At 65.0% G+C, this 15,699-nt stretch carries 16 protein-coding genes and 1 pseudogene; 9 read left to right on the top strand and 8 right to left on the bottom strand.

Annotated elements, in window-relative coordinates; genetic code table 11:
- Positions 1–109 precede the first annotated feature (109 nt).
- From QMG28_RS13865 to QMG28_RS13855, 3 genes are all read right to left on the bottom strand, one after another.
- Complete coding sequence (locus QMG28_RS13865) at positions 110–292, bottom strand: zinc-finger domain-containing protein (RefSeq protein WP_281842911.1); 183 nt, start codon at positions 290–292, stop codon at positions 110–112.
- Positions 293–361: 69 nt separating this feature from the next.
- Positions 362–742, bottom strand: coding sequence for an HIT domain-containing protein (locus QMG28_RS13860; protein ID WP_281842910.1), 381 nt, complete (start codon positions 740–742; stop codon positions 362–364).
- A gap of 8 nt (positions 743–750) precedes the next feature.
- Positions 751–2,328 (bottom strand): DUF5928 domain-containing protein, encoded by a 1,578-nt coding sequence (locus QMG28_RS13855; RefSeq protein WP_281842909.1) that lies wholly within the window; start codon positions 2,326–2,328, stop codon positions 751–753.
- Between the two features lie 155 nt (positions 2,329–2,483).
- Here QMG28_RS13855 and QMG28_RS13850 point away from each other — a divergent pair, with 155 nt between their 5' ends.
- Together QMG28_RS13850 and QMG28_RS13845 are read left to right on the top strand one after the other, a co-directional pair.
- On the top strand, positions 2,484–3,308 hold the full coding sequence (locus QMG28_RS13850; RefSeq protein ID WP_281842908.1) for a sulfotransferase family protein: 825 nt from the start codon (positions 2,484–2,486) through the stop codon (positions 3,306–3,308).
- Positions 3,309–3,386: 78 nt separating this feature from the next.
- On the top strand, positions 3,387–4,133 hold the full coding sequence (locus tag QMG28_RS13845; RefSeq protein ID WP_281842907.1) for a GNAT family N-acetyltransferase: 747 nt from the start codon (positions 3,387–3,389) through the stop codon (positions 4,131–4,133).
- On the opposite strand, the gene QMG28_RS13840 is transcribed toward QMG28_RS13845, so the two are convergent.
- The 3 genes from QMG28_RS13840 to QMG28_RS13830 all read right to left on the bottom strand — a co-directional run bounded on the left by QMG28_RS13840 (position 4,130) and on the right by QMG28_RS13830 (position 6,801).
- The gene (locus QMG28_RS13840) at positions 4,130–4,633 is read right to left on the bottom strand and encodes an isochorismatase family protein (RefSeq protein ID WP_281842906.1); all 504 of its coding nucleotides are present in this window, start codon (positions 4,631–4,633) and stop codon (positions 4,130–4,132) included. The genes QMG28_RS13845 and QMG28_RS13840 overlap by 4 nt on opposite strands.
- Before the next feature lie 64 nt (positions 4,634–4,697).
- Positions 4,698–5,624 (bottom strand): ornithine carbamoyltransferase, encoded by a 927-nt coding sequence (argF, locus tag QMG28_RS13835; RefSeq protein ID WP_281842905.1) that lies wholly within the window; start codon positions 5,622–5,624, stop codon positions 4,698–4,700.
- A gap of 1 nt (position 5,625) precedes the next feature.
- The gene (locus tag QMG28_RS13830; RefSeq protein ID WP_281842904.1) at positions 5,626–6,801 is read right to left on the bottom strand and encodes an aspartate aminotransferase family protein; all 1,176 of its coding nucleotides are present in this window, start codon (positions 6,799–6,801) and stop codon (positions 5,626–5,628) included.
- 235 nt (positions 6,802–7,036) lie between these two features.
- Here QMG28_RS13830 and QMG28_RS13825 point away from each other — a divergent pair, with 235 nt between their 5' ends.
- On the top strand, positions 7,037–7,900 hold the full coding sequence (locus QMG28_RS13825; RefSeq protein WP_281842903.1) for a DMT family transporter: 864 nt from the start codon (positions 7,037–7,039) through the stop codon (positions 7,898–7,900).
- Positions 7,901–7,957: 57 nt separating this feature from the next.
- A pseudogene (locus tag QMG28_RS13820) lies at positions 7,958–8,911 on the top strand (DDE-type integrase/transposase/recombinase); the annotation flags it as partial.
- A gap of 75 nt (positions 8,912–8,986) precedes the next feature.
- On the opposite strand, the gene QMG28_RS13815 reads toward QMG28_RS13820, so the two are convergent.
- The gene (locus tag QMG28_RS13815; RefSeq protein WP_281842982.1) at positions 8,987–10,624 is read right to left on the bottom strand and encodes a thiamine pyrophosphate-dependent enzyme; all 1,638 of its coding nucleotides are present in this window, start codon (positions 10,622–10,624) and stop codon (positions 8,987–8,989) included.
- A 68-nt stretch (positions 10,625–10,692) separates the two neighbouring features.
- Here QMG28_RS13815 and QMG28_RS13810 point away from each other — a divergent pair, with 68 nt between their 5' ends.
- Positions 10,693–11,235, top strand: a complete 543-nt coding sequence (locus QMG28_RS13810) for an NADPH-dependent FMN reductase (RefSeq protein WP_281842902.1) — start codon at positions 10,693–10,695, stop codon at positions 11,233–11,235.
- A complete protein-coding gene (locus QMG28_RS13805) occupies positions 11,232–12,014 on the top strand; it encodes an HTD2 family dehydratase (RefSeq protein ID WP_281842901.1) in 783 nt (260 codons plus the stop codon). Before QMG28_RS13810 ends, QMG28_RS13805 begins: the two co-directional genes overlap by 4 nt.
- Before the next feature lie 288 nt (positions 12,015–12,302).
- Here QMG28_RS13805 and QMG28_RS13800 read toward each other — a convergent pair whose 3' ends face one another.
- The gene (locus QMG28_RS13800) at positions 12,303–13,277 is read right to left on the bottom strand and encodes a glutathione S-transferase family protein (RefSeq protein WP_281842900.1); all 975 of its coding nucleotides are present in this window, start codon (positions 13,275–13,277) and stop codon (positions 12,303–12,305) included.
- A gap of 290 nt (positions 13,278–13,567) precedes the next feature.
- Between QMG28_RS13800 and QMG28_RS13795 the strand changes: the two genes are divergently transcribed.
- Genes QMG28_RS13795 through QMG28_RS13785 form a run of 3 tightly spaced genes read left to right on the top strand, consistent with a single transcriptional unit; the run spans position 13,568 to position 15,694 of the window.
- Complete coding sequence (locus tag QMG28_RS13795; RefSeq protein ID WP_281842899.1) at positions 13,568–13,795, top strand: DUF6732 family protein; 228 nt, start codon at positions 13,568–13,570, stop codon at positions 13,793–13,795.
- A 4-nt stretch (positions 13,796–13,799) separates the two neighbouring features.
- The gene (locus QMG28_RS13790) at positions 13,800–15,035 is read left to right on the top strand and encodes a sirohydrochlorin chelatase (RefSeq protein ID WP_281842898.1); all 1,236 of its coding nucleotides are present in this window, start codon (positions 13,800–13,802) and stop codon (positions 15,033–15,035) included.
- Positions 15,032–15,694, top strand: coding sequence for a precorrin-8X methylmutase (locus QMG28_RS13785; protein WP_281842897.1), 663 nt, complete (start codon positions 15,032–15,034; stop codon positions 15,692–15,694). The genes QMG28_RS13790 and QMG28_RS13785 overlap by 4 nt, the downstream gene beginning before the upstream one ends.
- Positions 15,695–15,699: the final 5 nt, after the last annotated feature.

Here is a 15,699-nt window from a genome sequence, read left to right as displayed (position 1 = left end):
AAGGCGCCAGAGAAACCCAGAAAAATCAATGAGTTCTTACGGTCACCTCGTCGCCGGGCATGGTTGACGGAAGGTTGACGCCAACCGCCGCTCCCAGCCCGCCGCAGCCTCAGCCCGCTTCCCTGATCTCTTCGCCGTAGACGTATTTCGTATCGCAATAGGGGCACTCGACCCAGCCCTGGTCATCGGGAATGGTCAGCCAGACACGCGGATGCCCATCCGCCGGGCCGCCGCCATCACAGGCGAATTTCTTCTTGTCGATGATCTTCGTCTCGGGAACGGGCGTGGTCATGTCAGGGCCTCTGGATGTTGCGCCGGGGCATGATAACGCCCCGCATGGTGCGGGCAAGGGCGAAGCGGCTCAGCCGTCGCTGACCATCTTGCCGATATCCTTGCCGCCAAGGATATGCGCGTGCAGATGCGCCACCTCCTGCCCGCCATCGGGGCCGGTATTCATGATCAGCCGGTAGCCGCCACCGCCGCTGGCCGGATCGAGCCCCAGCTTTTCGATCACCGCGTGAATCGCGCGAGTGAAATCCATCACCTCCTCGGCGCTGGCCTCGGCGGCGAAATGGTCCCAGGTCACATAAGCCCCCTTCGGCAACACCAGCACATGCACCGGGGCCTGCGGGCCGATATCGTTGAAGGCAAGGCTGTGCGCGGTTTCGAGCACCGTATCGTTCGGGATCTCCCCGCGCAGGATTTTCGCGAAGATGTTGTCGCTGTCGTAATCGTAGCCCATGCGGCCCCCTAATCGGTGAAGAGATATTCGGTGCGTGCGATCTCAAGCGCCCTTTCTTCCGGGATCGTGAGAAACTTGGCAAGAGCCGGCGCATTTTCTTCCGGGCTTGCCGTCTCACGCATCAGGTAGGCGTTGGGAAAGTCGGCATCGCGGATCCGGTCGCTCTCGAAATAGAAATCCGAGCGCACCGTGGGCAGGAGCTTGGCCAGCGCATCCTCGGGCGTGCGCTCGCCCGCCAGCCCCACCCGCTTCGCATGGCCGAGAATCCAGTCATCGGCAAATTCGCTTTCCACTTCGAGCAGCCGGGTGGTGGAGCGGTCGGCGTAGAAATCGCGCAGCAGATCCATGTTGTTCGGATCGAGCGCGATGGCGAGCCGGTCGGTCTCGAAGTAATCGTAGAGCATCCGCATCAGCGCCCGGCGGTGGCGGGTGCGCTTCTCCAGCGTCGACTGGATGCCGCCGAGATCGGGCAACGGCGTGGCCTCTTCATCGAACAGGTATTCGATGACCGGAATATTCGTCACCTGCTTCACCCGGTCGAGCAGCCGTTTGCCCACATGCCACTTCTTGGCCACGATGATCAGCAGCTCGCGGTCGCGCCCAAGCGTGCTCTCCGCCTCCCAGAAGCGCGGCGCGAAGCGCTGGCCGATCCGGCCCCGCCCGGTGAGAAACTTGAACAGCGAGCGCCCCTCGTTGGAAAGTTTGAACTCCACCCCCTCGGCGGCGTAGAGCGCGCCAAGACGGCGTTTGAGCTCATGCGCCTCAGGGCTGATCTTGCGCGCGAACAGGTAATCCTGGCTCAGCAGCAGATCGAAGTGGTCGTTGTAGAAGGTCACCGGCATCCCGTAATCGGTGAACATCAGAAAGGTCAGCGTGCGGGTGCTGATCTCGTCCGCCGGCACCATGTGGCGCACGAGGGTCTGGAAGAAGGTCTCGTCGGGGATCCAGGTGGACCGGAAAAAACGCATCACATCGGGCCGCTTCGCGATGAAGTCGAGAATCCACTCGATGGTGCGCCGGCGCAGGCACCACCATTGCGAGCCGATCATGATCTGCAGATCGGCGGGCACATCGCGCTTCAGCCCCAGCTTTTTCTGCCATTCGTAGGAGTTGTAGAACAGCCATTTCTGGCTGCGCTCGTTGAAGTAGTGGCGGTAGATCAGCCGGTCTTCCTTCATCCCGGTCTTGATCCAGTCGCTCTCGAAAAAGTCGAAGCTCTCGATGTAGTCCACATCCTCGCTGTCGAGGAATTCATGGGCGTATTCCGCCGATTTGATCGCCATGCAATCGCCGGACACCATGTAGAAATGCGTGGCGCGCGGAAAGGCGTCCACCGCCGCCTTCACCGCCTCCAGTGTGCCCTCCACCAGCGACCACTCGCCCCACCCCGCCTTGACCCGCTTTTTGGCGAATGCGACGGACGGGTTGTCGGCCAGCGCGCCGCGGATCATCTCGTAATCCGCCCTGGACGAGCGCGCGTCGAAATGGATCGCGATGTAGTCCCCCGCCGCGGTCAGCCGCTGGGCCTGATTGATGATGGCCCTCGGGTCCTTGTGGCTGAGCAGGATGAAGGCAATTTTGGCCATGCAGGAAACCGTTACGACGAGTCAGCGGGGATTGTTGCCATCAATACCGTAAAGGACCATTGAACTTACAGGGTTTGTTTGCTTTTTTGCGTCAAAAGAAGCTATTGCCCCCTCAAGCGCGAACGGAGAGGGCGCTTGAGGAGCAAACGGCAGAGATGGGCTTCCCCGGAACCTGGATGACGCAGAGCGAGAGCGTGGTCTATCGCGTGGTGCCCAAATGCGCCTGCTCGACCATCGGCCAGATCATGTTCTATTCCGATCACGGCACCTTCTACGATGGCGATGTGCACGATGCCGAGGAGGGCCTGCACAAATGGTCCATCGAGGCGAGCCAGCCGGTGATCGAGGCCAATGTAAGCGGCCACAAAAGCTATGCTTTCACCGCGGTGCGCAACCCCTACACCCGTGTTCTTTCAAGCTTTTTCGACAAGATCTGCGGCATCCAGCGCAACGGGCGGCGCTACCGGGGCAACCTCGTTCCGCTCCTGATCCAGAAATACGGCATCGAGGTCGGCAGCCCGGAAAACGACTTCGAGTTCGACCAGATCGAGAGCTTCCGCCGCTTCCTGCTCTTCGCACGCGATACGATCCGCTTCCGCCGTCCGATGGACCCCGATATTCACTGGTCGGCGATGTCGGGCCATATCTCGACCTTCATCCATAATGGCGGCACCTACGATCACATCTTCCACATCGAGAACTTCAACGATGGGATGAAGGTGGTGCTCGACAACATCAAAACGCCGAAAAAGGTCAATCTCAAGAAGATCCCCCGCTTCAACGAAAGCGCCGGCCACGGGCCGGAACGGGCGCATCCGGTGGAGGATTATTTCGACGATCTGTCGAAGCACCTGGTGTGGGAGATCTACAAGCGCGATTTCCAGCTCTTCAAATACGATTTCGACAATCCGGCCAATAAAAAGCCGATCGGCGAGATCGACCTCGACGAAGTGCACAAGAAGCTGGGGCCGAACGGCTAGGCCCGCGCAGCGCCCGCTTGACCCGAATCAACGACATCGCAGGATGAACCCGGCACATTGTGTTCCGGGAGGTCCGCGATGGTCGATATCATCACCGTCACCGCCGAAACCGTCGATGATTACGGTTTCTTCTGCAAGATGAGCGCGCGCAAATCGCCCGCCTGGCAGGCCAAGCGTGCCTGGCTTCTGAACCGTTTCGCGGAAGGGCTGCAACTGCGGCTGCTGGGCGAGGGCGAGCGCGGCTTCATCGAATTCATGCCGGGCGCGAAATGCTGGCGGGCCATCGACGACGCCGAGGATTACATGGTGATCCATTGCCTCTGGGTGGTCGGCGCCTCGAAGGGGCAGGGCCATGCCGGCGCGCTGCTCGATACCGCCGAAACCTGGGCGCGGGAGGCTGGCTTTCGCGGCATCGCCGCGCTCACCGGCAGCGGCAACTGGCTGATCTCGCCCGGTGTGCTCGAACATCGCGGTTACACCTGCATCGACCGCGCCGAGCATGGCTTCCAGCTCACCGCCAAAACCTTCGAGAGCGGCACGGTTCCGCATCTCTCCGGCGGCTGGCACACCAAGGCCGAAGCCTGCGAGCCGGGGCTGACCGTGCTGCGCTCGGCACAATGCCCCTATCTCGAAGACGCCGCCATGCATGCAAGCCGCGCCGCCGACCGGCTCGGCCTCGCCTTCCATGACCGGGTGATCGAAACCGCCGACGACCTGCGCAGGCTGTCGCCCTCGCCCTACGGCACCTATGCGCTGGTGCATGACGGCAGGCTCGTCTCGTACCATTACCTGCTCGAAAAGCAGATCGTGGCGCGGCTGTCCTAGGCGAAGATCGCGTCCGACGGTTTGACCGTCACCCGCTCCACCTGCGCCAGCGCGGCGTTTTCATCGGCGATCACCGCCCGGAAATCGCGACCATCGAAAGCGTGGGTGGTGTGGGCATCCGCCGCCAGCACCACGGCAAAGCCGTTGGCCGAGGCCGCGCGCGTGGTGGCGTCGATACAGGCATCGGACTGCATGCCGCAGATCACCAGCCGCTCCACGCCCAGAATGGTCAGCTCAGCCTCCAGATCGGTGCCGTCGAAGGCATCGCATTCCCCTTTTTCGATGCAAAGCTCGGTCGCATCCGGCACGAGATCGGGGATCAGCGCCCCGTCTGGGCCGATCCGTCTGTCGGTGATCCAGATCACCTCGACCCCGGTCGCCCGCGCCGCCGCCACCAGCGCCTGCACCGCCGGCACGATCTCGTCGGGGTTCGGCGTTTCGTCAGCCAGCAGGCTCACCTGCATGTCGATCACCAGTAGCGCGGTCTGCATCTCATTCATCTTTTTCCTGGTGGAAATACTCCGGGGGGTCCGGGGGGCAGCGCCCCCCGGCCTCGCCAATCTATCACATTCCGAGGCACCAGCGCATCACCGCCTTTTGCGCGTGCAGCCGGTTTTCCGCCTCGTCGAAGATCACCGATTGCGGCCCGTCCATCACCGCGTCAGTCACCTCCTCGCCGCGATGCGCGGGCAGGCAATGCATGAACACCGCATCGGATTTGGCCGCGCCCATCAGCCGCTCGTTCACCTGGTAGGGGCGCAGCAGGTTATGGCGCCGCTCGCGGGTCGAAACCTTGTCATGCATGCTCACCCAGGTATCGGTGACGATAAGGTCGGCGCCCTTCACCGCCTCTTCCGGATCGCGGACAATCTCGATCTTCGAGCCTTTCGCCCGCGCCTCCTCGATGAACACCGCCTCGGGGTCGAGCTGGCCGGGGCCGGTGAAGGTAAGGTCGAAGCCGAATTGCCCGGCGGCCTGGATCATCGAGGCGGCGACGTTGTTGCCGTCGCCGGCCCAGACCACCTTCGCCCCGGCGATCGGGCCGTGACGCTCCTCGAAGGTCAGCACATCGGCCATGATCTGGCAGGGATGGGTGCGGTCGGTCAGCCCGTTGATCACCGGCACCGTGGCGTGCTCGGCCAGTTCGATCAGCGAGGTTTCGTCGAAGGTGCGGATCATGATCAGATCGACATAGCGCGACAGCACCCGCGCCGTGTCGGCGATGCTTTCGCCATGGCCAAGCTGCATTTCCGAACCGGTGAGCACGATGGTCTCGCCGCCCATCTGGCGCACGCCCACATCGAAGCTCACGCGGGTGCGCGTCGAGGGCTTTTCGAAGATCAGCGCGACGATGTGGTTCTTCAGCGGCTGCTCGGGGTCGGGCGTGCCCTTGGGCAGCCCGGCGCGGGTTTGCTTCATCTCCCGCGCATGGTCGATCATCTGCCGAAGGTCGGCGGGGTCGGTCTTGTTGATATCGAGAAAATGTCTCATCTCAGGCCCCTTTCACCTGGGCTGCGGCGGCGTCGAGCTTCTCGATCGCCGTGGAAATGTCGTCGTCGGAGATGGTCAGCGCGGGCAGCAGGCGCACCACGTTGTCGGCGGCGGGAACGGTCAGCACATGCTGGTCATAGCCCGCTTTCACCAGATCGGTGTTGGTCGGCTTGCATTTGAGGCCCAGCATCAGCCCCACCCCGCGCACATCTTCGAAAATGTCGGGATGGATCGCCACCAGCCCTTCAAGGCCCTGGCGCAGATGGCTGGCCTTGCGGTTCACCCCGGCCAGAAAATCCGGGTCCGAGACGATATCCATCACCGCCCCGCCCACAGCGCAGCCGAGCGGGTTGCCGCCATAGGTCGAGCCATGGGTGCCGACGACCATGCCGCCGGCGGCGCTTTCCGTCGCCAGCACGGCGCCGAGCGGAAAGCCCCCGCCAATGCCCTTGGCCACCATCATGATGTCGGGCGTGACCCCGGCCCATTCATGGGCAAAGAGCTTGCCGGTCCGGCCCATGCCGCATTGCACCTCGTCAAGCACCAGCAGCGCCCCGGCCTCGTCGCACAGCGCCCGCATCGCGCGCAGATCGGCGTCGGGCAGCGGGCGGATGCCACCCTCGCCCTGCACCGGCTCGATCAGCACGGCGGCGGTCTTGTCGCTGAGCGCGGCCTTGAGCGCCTCCATGTCGCCGAAGGGCAGATGGGTGAAGCCCGGCATCAGCGGCCCGAACCCCTTCACCATCTTCTCCGACCCGGAGGCGGCAATCGCCGCCGTCGAACGGCCGTGGAAGGAACCCTCGAAGGTGATGATCTCGATCCGCTCGGGCTGGCCCTTCTCATACCAGTATTTGCGCACCATCTTCACGCTGAGTTCCAGCGCCTCGGTGCCCGAATTGGTGAAGAACACGGTATCGGCAAAGGTCGCCGCCACCAGCTTGTCGGCCAGCGCCTTCTGGCCCGGGATCTCGTAAAGGTTGGAGACATGCCAGAGCTTATTCGCCTGCCCGGTGAGCGCGGCGACCAGCGCCGGATGCGCATGGCCCAGCGCATTCACCGCGATGCCGGCGCCCAGATCGAGGAAGCGTCGGCCATCCGTCGTGGTCAGCCAGGAGCCTTCGCCGCTTTCGAAGGAGAGAGGGGCGCGCGCATAGGTGGGCAGAACGGACGGGATCATCGGATCATCCTTTACAAAAGAAGCCTTTGGGTGCCGCAGGGGCAGGCTCATGTCAATATTTGTGAGGGGGATTGCGCCGCTATGGCGCGGATATGACAGCGGGACGTCAGGCGCGGAGGCGTCGGCGTCGGGTCTCGGCATATGTATGCGTTGCGGTCATGGCGCGCTGATAGGGCTTTTGGCCGGCCAAGTCTATCCCCTTTCCACGCCCGGGCTTTGCGCGTAACCCGGCGAGATGGATAAATCGCACCCCCTTGTTGCCGTGGCCTTCATGCTTGCCGCCACCGCCTTCATCGCGGGCACCACGTTGCTTGCCAAGATGGCCGGCGCGGGCGAAGCCGGGCTGCATCCGCTGCAGATCAGCCAGGGGCGCTTCCTCTTCGCCTTCCTCGGCTTCTGGAGTGCGGCGGCCGTGCTGCGCCCGCGCTTCACCCGGCCGGACATGAAGGTGCATCTTGCCCGCACGCTGGCAGGCTGGGCCGGGGTGACGGGGATGTTCGCCGCCGTGCAGTTCATCCCGCTCTCCGACGCGACGGCGATCACCTTCACCAACCCGGTCTTCGCCATGCTGCTTGCCATCCTGTTCCTGCACGAAAAGGTCGGCCCCTGGCGCTGGCTGGCGGCGGCTATCGCATTTGCCGGTGCATTGGTGCTGATCCGCCCCGGCCCCGGCACCTTCGAGCCCGGCGCGCTGATCGCGCTCGGCGCGGCGGCGGTTATGGGCACCGAGATCGTCATCCTGAAGGCGCTCACCGGGCGCGAAAAGCCATTCCAGATTCTATTGATCAACAACAGCCTTGGCGTGGTGATCGCCACCATCGCGGCGCTGTTCGTCTGGCAATGGCCCAGCCCGGAACAATGGGCCATCCTCGCCGCGCTCGGGCTGATGATGGCGACGGCGCAATCGCTCTATATCCAGGCCCTGCGCCGGGCCGATGCGAGCTTCGTGATGCCGTTTTCCTACGCCACGCTGATCTTTGCGACGCTCTACGATTTCGGCATGTTCAGGGCCGTGCCCGATGCGCTCTCTTTCGCCGGTGCCGGCATCATCCTCACCGGCGGGCTGCTTATGGCATGGCGCGAGGGAAGACGGGCCTAGCCGTTTGATCCCATGGTTAGATGGTGCGCTCCTATCGTTGGAATGGGAGGAAGCCCTGTGGGACAAATTCGTCCCGGCAGCGCCTCGACCACGTACGCAGTCAGGCCGCACATACAGTGATCGCAAGCTTCGATCGCGGAGCTGAGCCGTGAGCTGGGGATCAGCCCCAAACCGGTGGCCAGGGGGCACGAGCGACAGACCGTCGAGGATCGCAAGACCGGGCCTCGGAAGCCGCGTTCAACCGTTCTCAGCGAAGAAGAGGAAGCCATGATCGTTGTGTTCCGACGGCACACATTGCTACCGCTGGACGACTGTCTTTACGCCCTGCAACCGACGATCCCTCATCTGACGCGATCTTCATTGCACCGCTGTCTTCAACGGCATGGGATATCCCGTTTGCCAGACGTCGCAGGCGACAAACCCAAGTGCCAGAAGTTCGAACGCTCCCCTATCGGCGATTTCCACATCGATATCGCCGAGGTCAGGACAGAAGAAGACAAGCTCTGTCTCTTTGTGGCCATTGACCGACCCAGCAAGTTCGCCGTGGCCCAACTGGTCGCGAAGGCCAATCGGAAGACAGCTTGGTAGTTCCTCGAGCACCTTCTGGAAGCGGTGCCCTACAAGATCCATACGATCCTGACGGATAACGGCATCCAGGTCGCGGAGCAGCCTCGGAACCGCGGCAGCATCACGTTCCGCAAGATGCGGTTTGATCTGATCTGCGAAGCCAACGGGATTGAACATCGCCTGACCAAGTCCAATCATCCGTGGAGCAATAGCCAGGTCGAGTGGATGAGCCGCACGATCAAAGACGCATCGCTGAAACGCTGTCACGACGACAGCCGCGATCAGTTGCGCCGACATCTCGGTGACTTCCTGGATGCTTACAACTTCGCAGGTCGGCTGAAGACACTCAGCGGGCTGGCGACTTACGAATACATCTGCAAAATCCGGACATCAGAACCAGATCGATCCATCCTAAATCCGATCCACCAGATGCCGGGACTGAACAACCAGCCCCTTCTCTGTTCGCCAAATACCTTCGGGGGTGAATTGGCCGCAGGCCAAGAGGGGGCGGACAGCCCCCTAATCCCCCCGCACCTCGCTCAGCGTCTGCGTCGTGGTCAGCGCCTCCGGATCGAGCCGCAATTCGATCACCGCCAGCCCGCCCGAGGCCACGGCCCGCCCGAAGGCCGGCGCGAAATCTTCATCGCGCACCACCACCTCGCCATGGCCGCCATAGGCCCGCGCCAGCGCGGCGAAGTCGGGATTGGCAAGGTCCGTGCCCGAAACCCGGCCGGGATAGGCGCGCTCCTGATGCATCCGGATCGTGCCGTAGCGGCCGTTATTGGCGACGATCACCACCACCTGCGCGCCATGCTGCACAGCGGTGGACATCTCGTTCAGCGTCATCTGGAAGCAGCCATCGCCCTCCCAGGCCACGGCGAGCCTGCCGGTTTCCAGCGCCGCGGCAATGGCGGCGGGAAAGCCGTAGCCCATGCTGCCGGAGGTGGCGCCGAGATAGGATTTGGGCCGGGTGAACCGGTGATAGCGGTGCAGCCACATGTTGTAATTGCCCGCGCCATTGGCCAGCGTGGCACCGTCCGGCAGCAAACGGCCCAGCTCCGCCACCACCCTTTCGAGCTTCACCGCACCGGGGGTTTCGACAGGCTCCAGCCAGGCCTCATAGCCCGCACGCAGCCGGCTGCGCCACGGCCCCCACTCCTCCCGGCCCGGCCCGTTCTGCTCGGCCAAAGCCGCAAGCATCGCCGGCGCGGAGGCGACAATGCCCGGATCGGGGCGGAACACGCGGCCCAGCTCGTCCGGGTCGGGATGGACGTGGACGATACGTGTGCCGGGCGCACCGGGGTCGATCGCATAGCCGCCCGAGGCGACATCGCCGAAACGGGTGCCGAGCAGCAAGAGCAGATCGGCCTCCGCCAGCGCCGCCTTCAGATCGGGGCGCATCCCGACCGAAAGATCGCCCACGTAATGCTGGTTGCGGTTGTCCAGGTAATCCTGCCGCCGGAAACTCACGGCAACCGGCAGCCCCTGCGCCTCGGCGAAGCGGGCAAGATCGGCGCTGGCCTCAGCCGTCCAGAGCGCCCCGCCCGCCACCACCAGCGGCGCTTTCGCCGCCGCCAGCGCCGCCATCACCGCCTCGACCTGCGCCGGCGCCACCGCCGCCGGAGCGGGCGCGATGGCGGGCAGATCGGGCACATCGGCGGTCTCAGAGAGCATGTCTTCCGGCAGCGCCAGCACCACCGGGCCGGGCCGGCCCGACATGGCGGTGTGAAAGGCGCGCGAGACGTATTCGGGCAGCCGCGCGGTCTCACCCACCTCGAACACCGCCTTGGCGATATCGCCGAGGAACGCCTTGTAGTCGACCTCCTGAAACGCCGCCCGGTCACGGTGGCCCCGCGCGATCTGGCCGATGAACACGACCATCGGCGTCGAATCGTGCATGGCGACGTGGATGCCCGCCGACGCGTTGGTCGCCCCCGGGCCGCGGGTGACGAAGAGCACGCCCGGCGCATTGGTCAGCTTGCCATTGGCCTCGGCCATCATCGCCGCGCCCCCCTCCTGCCGGCAAACCACGTTTTCGATCCCGCTCCGGTAGAGCCCGTCGAGCGCGGCGAGAAAGCTCTCGCCCGGCACGGAAAACACCCGCTTCACACCCTGGATCGCCAGCGCATCCGCGAGGATCTGCCCGCCATGCCGCATCGTCCGCCCTTTCACCTTGCGCCCCGCGCCCCGCCCAATACATTCGGACGCAAGAATATGGAGGCGTCATGTCTACGTTCACCCTGCTTGGCATTTCGGGCTCGCTGCGGCAAGACGCCTGCAACCGTCGGCTTCTGCGCGAGGCGGTGCGCACCTTCGGCGAGGCCGAGTATGTCGAGGCCGATATCCGCTTTCCACTGTTCGACGAGGATCTGCAGAACGCCGAAGGCATCCCGCCGGAGGTGGCGCGGCTCGCCGAACAGATCGCCGCGGCGGATGCGGTGATGATCTCGACCCCGGAATACAACAAGAACCTCTCCGGCGTGCTCAAGAACGCGCTCGACTGGGTAAGCCGGGTGAAGGGCAACCCGTGGAAGGACAAGCCGGTGGTGCTGATGGCCGCCGCCGACGGGCGCGCGGGCGGCGAGCGGGCGATGCATTCGCTGATCCTGTGCATGATGCCGTTCCGCGCCAACCTGGTTTATGGGCCGGAAGTGTTTCTCGCCGGCTGCGACAAGGCGTTTGACGAGAGCGGGCGGCTGACCGATGCGGGCGCCGAGAAGTTCCTCGGCATCCTCATGCGCAAGCTGCGCGGAGTGCTCGAATCGTGAGCGCGCAGGATGTGATGGACCCGGCCCGTGCCAACGCGCTTGCCGCCATGCTCGACGATCGCCGCCGCTTCGCGCCCGGCGATGCGCTGCCGCCCTTCTTCCACCAGATCTATTTCTGGGAGGCGACCACGCCCGATGCGCTGGCCGAAGACGGACATGCGCGGCTGGGCACCGGGCTGATCCCCGATCTCGGCCTGCCGCGCCGGATGTGGGCGGGCGGAAAGCTGGCCTTTCACGCCCCGCTTCTGGCGGGCGAGGTAGCCACGAAAACTTCGGTGGTCGAGAGCCGGGCCGAGAAGGCGGGCCGCTCGGGCCGGCTCGGCTTCGTCACCCTGCGCCACGAGATCGCGCAGGCCGGCACGGTGAAGGTGACCGAATGGCAGGAGGTGGTCTATCTCGAAGAGCGCGCGCCCGACGCGCCGCCGCCCCGCGTGACGCAAGCGCCCGAGGATGCCAGCGCCGAGGCCCGCCGCTTCAGCGAGGTCGACCTGTTTCGCTACTCGGCGCTCACCTACAATGCCCACCGCATCCACTACGATCCGGGCTTCGCAACGGGTCAGGAGGGCTATCCCGGCCTGCTCGTGCACGGGCCGCTTCTGGCGCAGGAACTGCTGCTGAAAGCCGCGCGCGATCTGGGCCCGCTCGCCGGGTTCCGCTACCGCGCCACCGCGCCCGCCATCGTGAACGACGAGATCGCGCTCTGCCGCGACGGCACGGCGCTCTGGGTGCGCGGCGCGGACGGGCAGCTCTGCATGGACGCAACCGCCACCCCGGCCTGACCCGTCGCGGCTACAGGAGGCCGGGCCGCTTCCACGCGCCGAGCGCAACCCAATCCATCCGGCTTTGGCCCTGCCCGGTGCCGGCTCCGGGTCCGGCTCCGGGTCCGGACCCAACCAGCACCAGGATTCTAGAACGCTAGAATCCTGAAGTCAGACCGCCAAGATATCCCAAGCCAAAACAATGACTTAGCCACCGGAACGGGTTCACCATCCGTTCACATCTTCACAAAAGGTAAAGGCCATCGCCCGGCTCATGCCGCAGCGGATCGCCCGGTCCGGGATGCTTCGTCACCCTCGCCCGTGCGGCTCGCTCCAGTCGATCACCGGGCCGATCGGGATGATCCGGTAGGGGTTAATCGTCTCGTGGCTGTAGTGATAATGGCGGATGTAATGGTCGGGCCGCACCGTCGCCGCAACGCCGGGCCATTGGTAAAGCTCGCGGGTATAGGCCCAGAGATTGGGATAATCCACCAGCCGCCGCCGGTTGCACTTGAAGTGGCCGTGATACACCGCGTCGAACCGCGCCAGCGTCGGGAACAGCCGCCAGTCGGCCTCGGTCACCCGGTCGCCGAGCAGATAGCGGTTGTCGGCAAGCCGGCGCTCCAGCCAGTCGAGCGCCGAAAAAAGCTCGCCCGCCGCCTCGTCATAAGCGTTTTGCGTGGTGGCAAAGCCGGCCTTGTACACACCGTTGTTCACATCGGAGTAAACCCGCGCATTCACCGCCTCGATCTCGTCGCGCAGCGGTTCGGGCCAGTAATCGTCGCTGTTGCCGGTGATCCCGTCGAAGGCGGTATTGAACATGCGGATGATCTCGGCGCTCTCGTTCGAGACGATGGCGCCGGTCTGCTTGTCCCACAGCACCGGCACGGTCACCCGGCCCGTCATCTGGCTGTCGGCGGCAAGATAGACCTCACGCAGAAAGCGGTGGCCCATCAGCGTATCGCCCGTCGCGCCGGCGAAGCTGTCATCGAAGGTCCAGCCATCCGACAGCATGTCGGGATGCACGACCGAAATGGTGATATGGTCGGTCAGCCCTTTCAGCGCCCGGAAGATCAGCGTGCGGTGCGCCCAGGGGCAGGCATAGGAGACGTAGAGGTGATACCGCCCGCTCTCCGCCGCAAAGCCGCCGCTGCCGCTGGGGCCGGCGCTGCCGTCGGGGGTAATCCAGTTGCGGAAGGTCTGTGTGCTGCGCACGAAGCGGCCACCGCTCTTGCGCGTATCGTACCAGCTGTCTTCCCAGATGCCATTGACGAGTTGTCCCATGTGATCTCCTTTCGCCGTCCGACATAGCCCTTCCCCCTTTTGTGCAAAACCGGCATGGCAGCGCAAGTCTCGTGCGCTGACGCACAGGGCCGCGTCGCTCAGCCGCGCCAATATGCCGTTTGAAGCGTTGAGCATCGCCGCCGCCTCGCCTATACCGGGGGCAGACGATGCCCAGAGGGCCGGAGAGGTGCGCGGCGGCGGGATCGACCCAATCAGGGGGTCTTGCCAAGCGATCGTCGGCAAAGCCACAGCCTCTCTGCGCCCGGTCGGACGCTCAGAAAGGATGTGCCATGCGAGCCCTTCTCACCCTGATGCTCATGCTCCTGCCGGGGCTGGCCTTTGCCCATCCGGGCCATCTGATCGAGGTGGCCGGGCACGATCATCTCATTGCCGGCGTCGCCATCGGGGTGGCCATCGGCGTGGCGGTCTGGGGCGCGCTCAAGGGCAGGCCCACCGCCGACAAGGCCAGAGACACCGACGCCGAAGAGGCGGACGAAGACGAGCTTCAGGAAGCCTGAGTACATGACGAAAATAGGTGTGATGATCTGCGGGCACGGCTCCCGCAGCACGGCAGCCGTGGATGAATTCAAGGTGCTGGCAGAAAAGCTGCCCGCCTATTTCCCCGAAGACTGGATTACCGATTACGGCTATCTGGAATTCGCCAACCCGGTGATCCGCGTCGGGCTCGACAATCTGCGCGAGGCGGGGGTGGACAGGATCGTCGCCGTGCCGGGGATGCTCTTCGCCGCGATGCATACGAAGAACGACATTCCCACCGTGCTCAACGCCTATGCCGCCGAACATGGCATCGAGGTGAGCTATGGCCGCGATCTGGGGGTGGACCCGAAGATGATCGCCGCCGCCGGCGACCGGGTGCGCGAGGCGGTTTCGGCCGCCAATTCGCGCCATGGCGAGGTGCCGCTGACCGAGACCTGCCTGGTGGTGATCGGGCGCGGCGCGTCGGACCCGGACGCCAATGCCAACGTCGCCAAGGTGGCGCGGCTGTTGCAGGAGGGGATGGGCTTCGGCTGGCTCGAAGTGGGCTATTCCGGCGTCACCTTCCCGCTGGTCGAACCGGCGCTCACCCATGCGGCGAAGCTCGGCTACAAGCGCATCGTCGTCTTTCCCTATTTCCTCTTCACCGGCATCCTGATCGACCGGATCTACGGGTTCACCGACAAGGTGGCGGCGGCCCATCCCGGGATCCAGTTCGTCAAGGCGGGCTATCTCAACGACCACCCCAAGGTGCTCGAAACCTTTGCCGACCGGGTGAAGGAGCAGCTTGCCGAGGTGCCGCCGCCCAATTGCGCGATCTGCCCCTACCGCACGCAGGTTCTGGCGCTGGCCAATGGCGAGGCCCGGCGGATCAGCGCCGAAGAGCGCGCCGGGCACCCGGCATTCGGCGAGGTGCCGCCGCCGGTCTGCGTGATGTGCAAATACCGCAGTCAGGTGCTCGGCTTCGAGGCCGAGGTGGGCGCGGTGCAGGAGAGCCACCATCACCATGTCGAGGGCCAGGGCGCCTCCGCTCCCGGCTCCAACGTGGCCGATTGCCCGCTCTGCGATACCTTCTGCACCGGCGAATGCCGGCTCGATCTGGGCCACCACCACCATCACGATCATGACCACGGGCATGATCACGACCACGGGCATCACCACCACCACGGGCATCACCACCACCATCACGACCACGATCACCACCACCCGGAATACCCCCATGCGAAGCATCCGCACGGGCCGGAATCGGCGCGCCGGACATGACCGGCGGCCCCCCCAAACGGCTGCTCGGCTACGAGCGTGACCCGGCGGCGATCTATGCCCAGAGCTTCGCCACGGTGCGGAAGGAAGCCCGGCTCGACCGCTTCCCGCCGGGGCTTGACGCGGTGGCGACACGGCTCATCCACGCCTCGGGCATGGTCGAGATCGCCGACCGGCTCGCCTTTTCCCCCGGCGCCTATGAGGCCGGGCGCAGCGCGCTGGCGGCGGGCGCGCCGGTGCTGGCCGATTGCGAGATGGTCGGCGCGGGCATCATCCGCCGTTACCTGCCGGCGGGCAACGAGGTGATCGTCACGCTGAACGATCCCACCGTTCCCGCCCGCGCCAAAGCCATCGCCAATACCCGCTCAGCGGCAGCGGTCGAGCTTTGGGGCGACCGGCTGGCAGGCGCCGTGGTGGCCATCGGCAACGCGCCCACCGCGCTCTTCCACCTGCTCGAACTGATCGACGCCGGCGCGCCGAAACCGGCGATCATCCTCGGCTTTCCGGTCGGCTTCGTGGGCGCGGCGGAAAGCAAGGCCGAACTGGCCCGCGATCCGCGCGGCTGCGATTTCGTTGCCCTGCGCGGGCGGCGCGGCGGTTCGGCCATGGCCTCGGCGGCGGTGAACGCGCTCGCCGCCGGATTGCCCGAGATCGGCGCATGATGAAG

This window comes from Sinisalibacter aestuarii (genome assembly GCF_027923545.1).
In the GTDB taxonomy this organism is placed as follows: Bacteria; Pseudomonadota; Alphaproteobacteria; order Rhodobacterales; family Rhodobacteraceae; genus Sinisalibacter; species Sinisalibacter aestuarii.
The sequence above is the reverse complement of the archived record's forward strand: the minus strand, read 5'-3'. Positions and strand labels throughout refer to the sequence as shown.

What these genes read in the sequence shown, in the direction of transcription:
- QMG28_RS13855 (WP_281842909.1), bottom strand. Translation starts at nt 2,328, where the DNA reads ATGGCCAAAATTGCCTTCATCCTGCTCAGCCACAAGGACCCGAGGGCC.
- QMG28_RS13860 (WP_281842910.1), bottom strand. Translation starts at nt 742, where the DNA reads ATGGGCTACGATTACGACAGCGACAACATCTTCGCGAAAATCCTGCGC.
- QMG28_RS13825 (WP_281842903.1), top strand. Translation starts at nt 7,037, where the DNA reads ATGGATAAATCGCACCCCCTTGTTGCCGTGGCCTTCATGCTTGCCGCC.
- QMG28_RS13845 (WP_281842907.1), top strand. Translation starts at nt 3,387, where the DNA reads ATGGTCGATATCATCACCGTCACCGCCGAAACCGTCGATGATTACGGT.
- QMG28_RS13790 (WP_281842898.1), top strand. Translation starts at nt 13,800, where the DNA reads ATGACGAAAATAGGTGTGATGATCTGCGGGCACGGCTCCCGCAGCACG.
- argF (WP_281842905.1), bottom strand. Translation starts at nt 5,624, where the DNA reads ATGAGACATTTTCTCGATATCAACAAGACCGACCCCGCCGACCTTCGG.
- QMG28_RS13800 (WP_281842900.1), bottom strand. Translation starts at nt 13,277, where the DNA reads ATGGGACAACTCGTCAATGGCATCTGGGAAGACAGCTGGTACGATACG.
- QMG28_RS13830 (WP_281842904.1), bottom strand. Translation starts at nt 6,801, where the DNA reads ATGATCCCGTCCGTTCTGCCCACCTATGCGCGCGCCCCTCTCTCCTTC.
- QMG28_RS13815 (WP_281842982.1), bottom strand. Translation starts at nt 10,624, where the DNA reads ATGCGGCATGGCGGGCAGATCCTCGCGGATGCGCTGGCGATCCAGGGT.
- QMG28_RS13810 (WP_281842902.1), top strand. Translation starts at nt 10,693, where the DNA reads ATGTCTACGTTCACCCTGCTTGGCATTTCGGGCTCGCTGCGGCAAGAC.
- QMG28_RS13840 (WP_281842906.1), bottom strand. Translation starts at nt 4,633, where the DNA reads ATGAATGAGATGCAGACCGCGCTACTGGTGATCGACATGCAGGTGAGC.
- QMG28_RS13795 (WP_281842899.1), top strand. Translation starts at nt 13,568, where the DNA reads ATGCGAGCCCTTCTCACCCTGATGCTCATGCTCCTGCCGGGGCTGGCC.
- QMG28_RS13865 (WP_281842911.1), bottom strand. Translation starts at nt 292, where the DNA reads ATGACCACGCCCGTTCCCGAGACGAAGATCATCGACAAGAAGAAATTC.
- QMG28_RS13850 (WP_281842908.1), top strand. Translation starts at nt 2,484, where the DNA reads ATGGGCTTCCCCGGAACCTGGATGACGCAGAGCGAGAGCGTGGTCTAT.
- QMG28_RS13785 (WP_281842897.1), top strand. Translation starts at nt 15,032, where the DNA reads ATGACCGGCGGCCCCCCCAAACGGCTGCTCGGCTACGAGCGTGACCCG.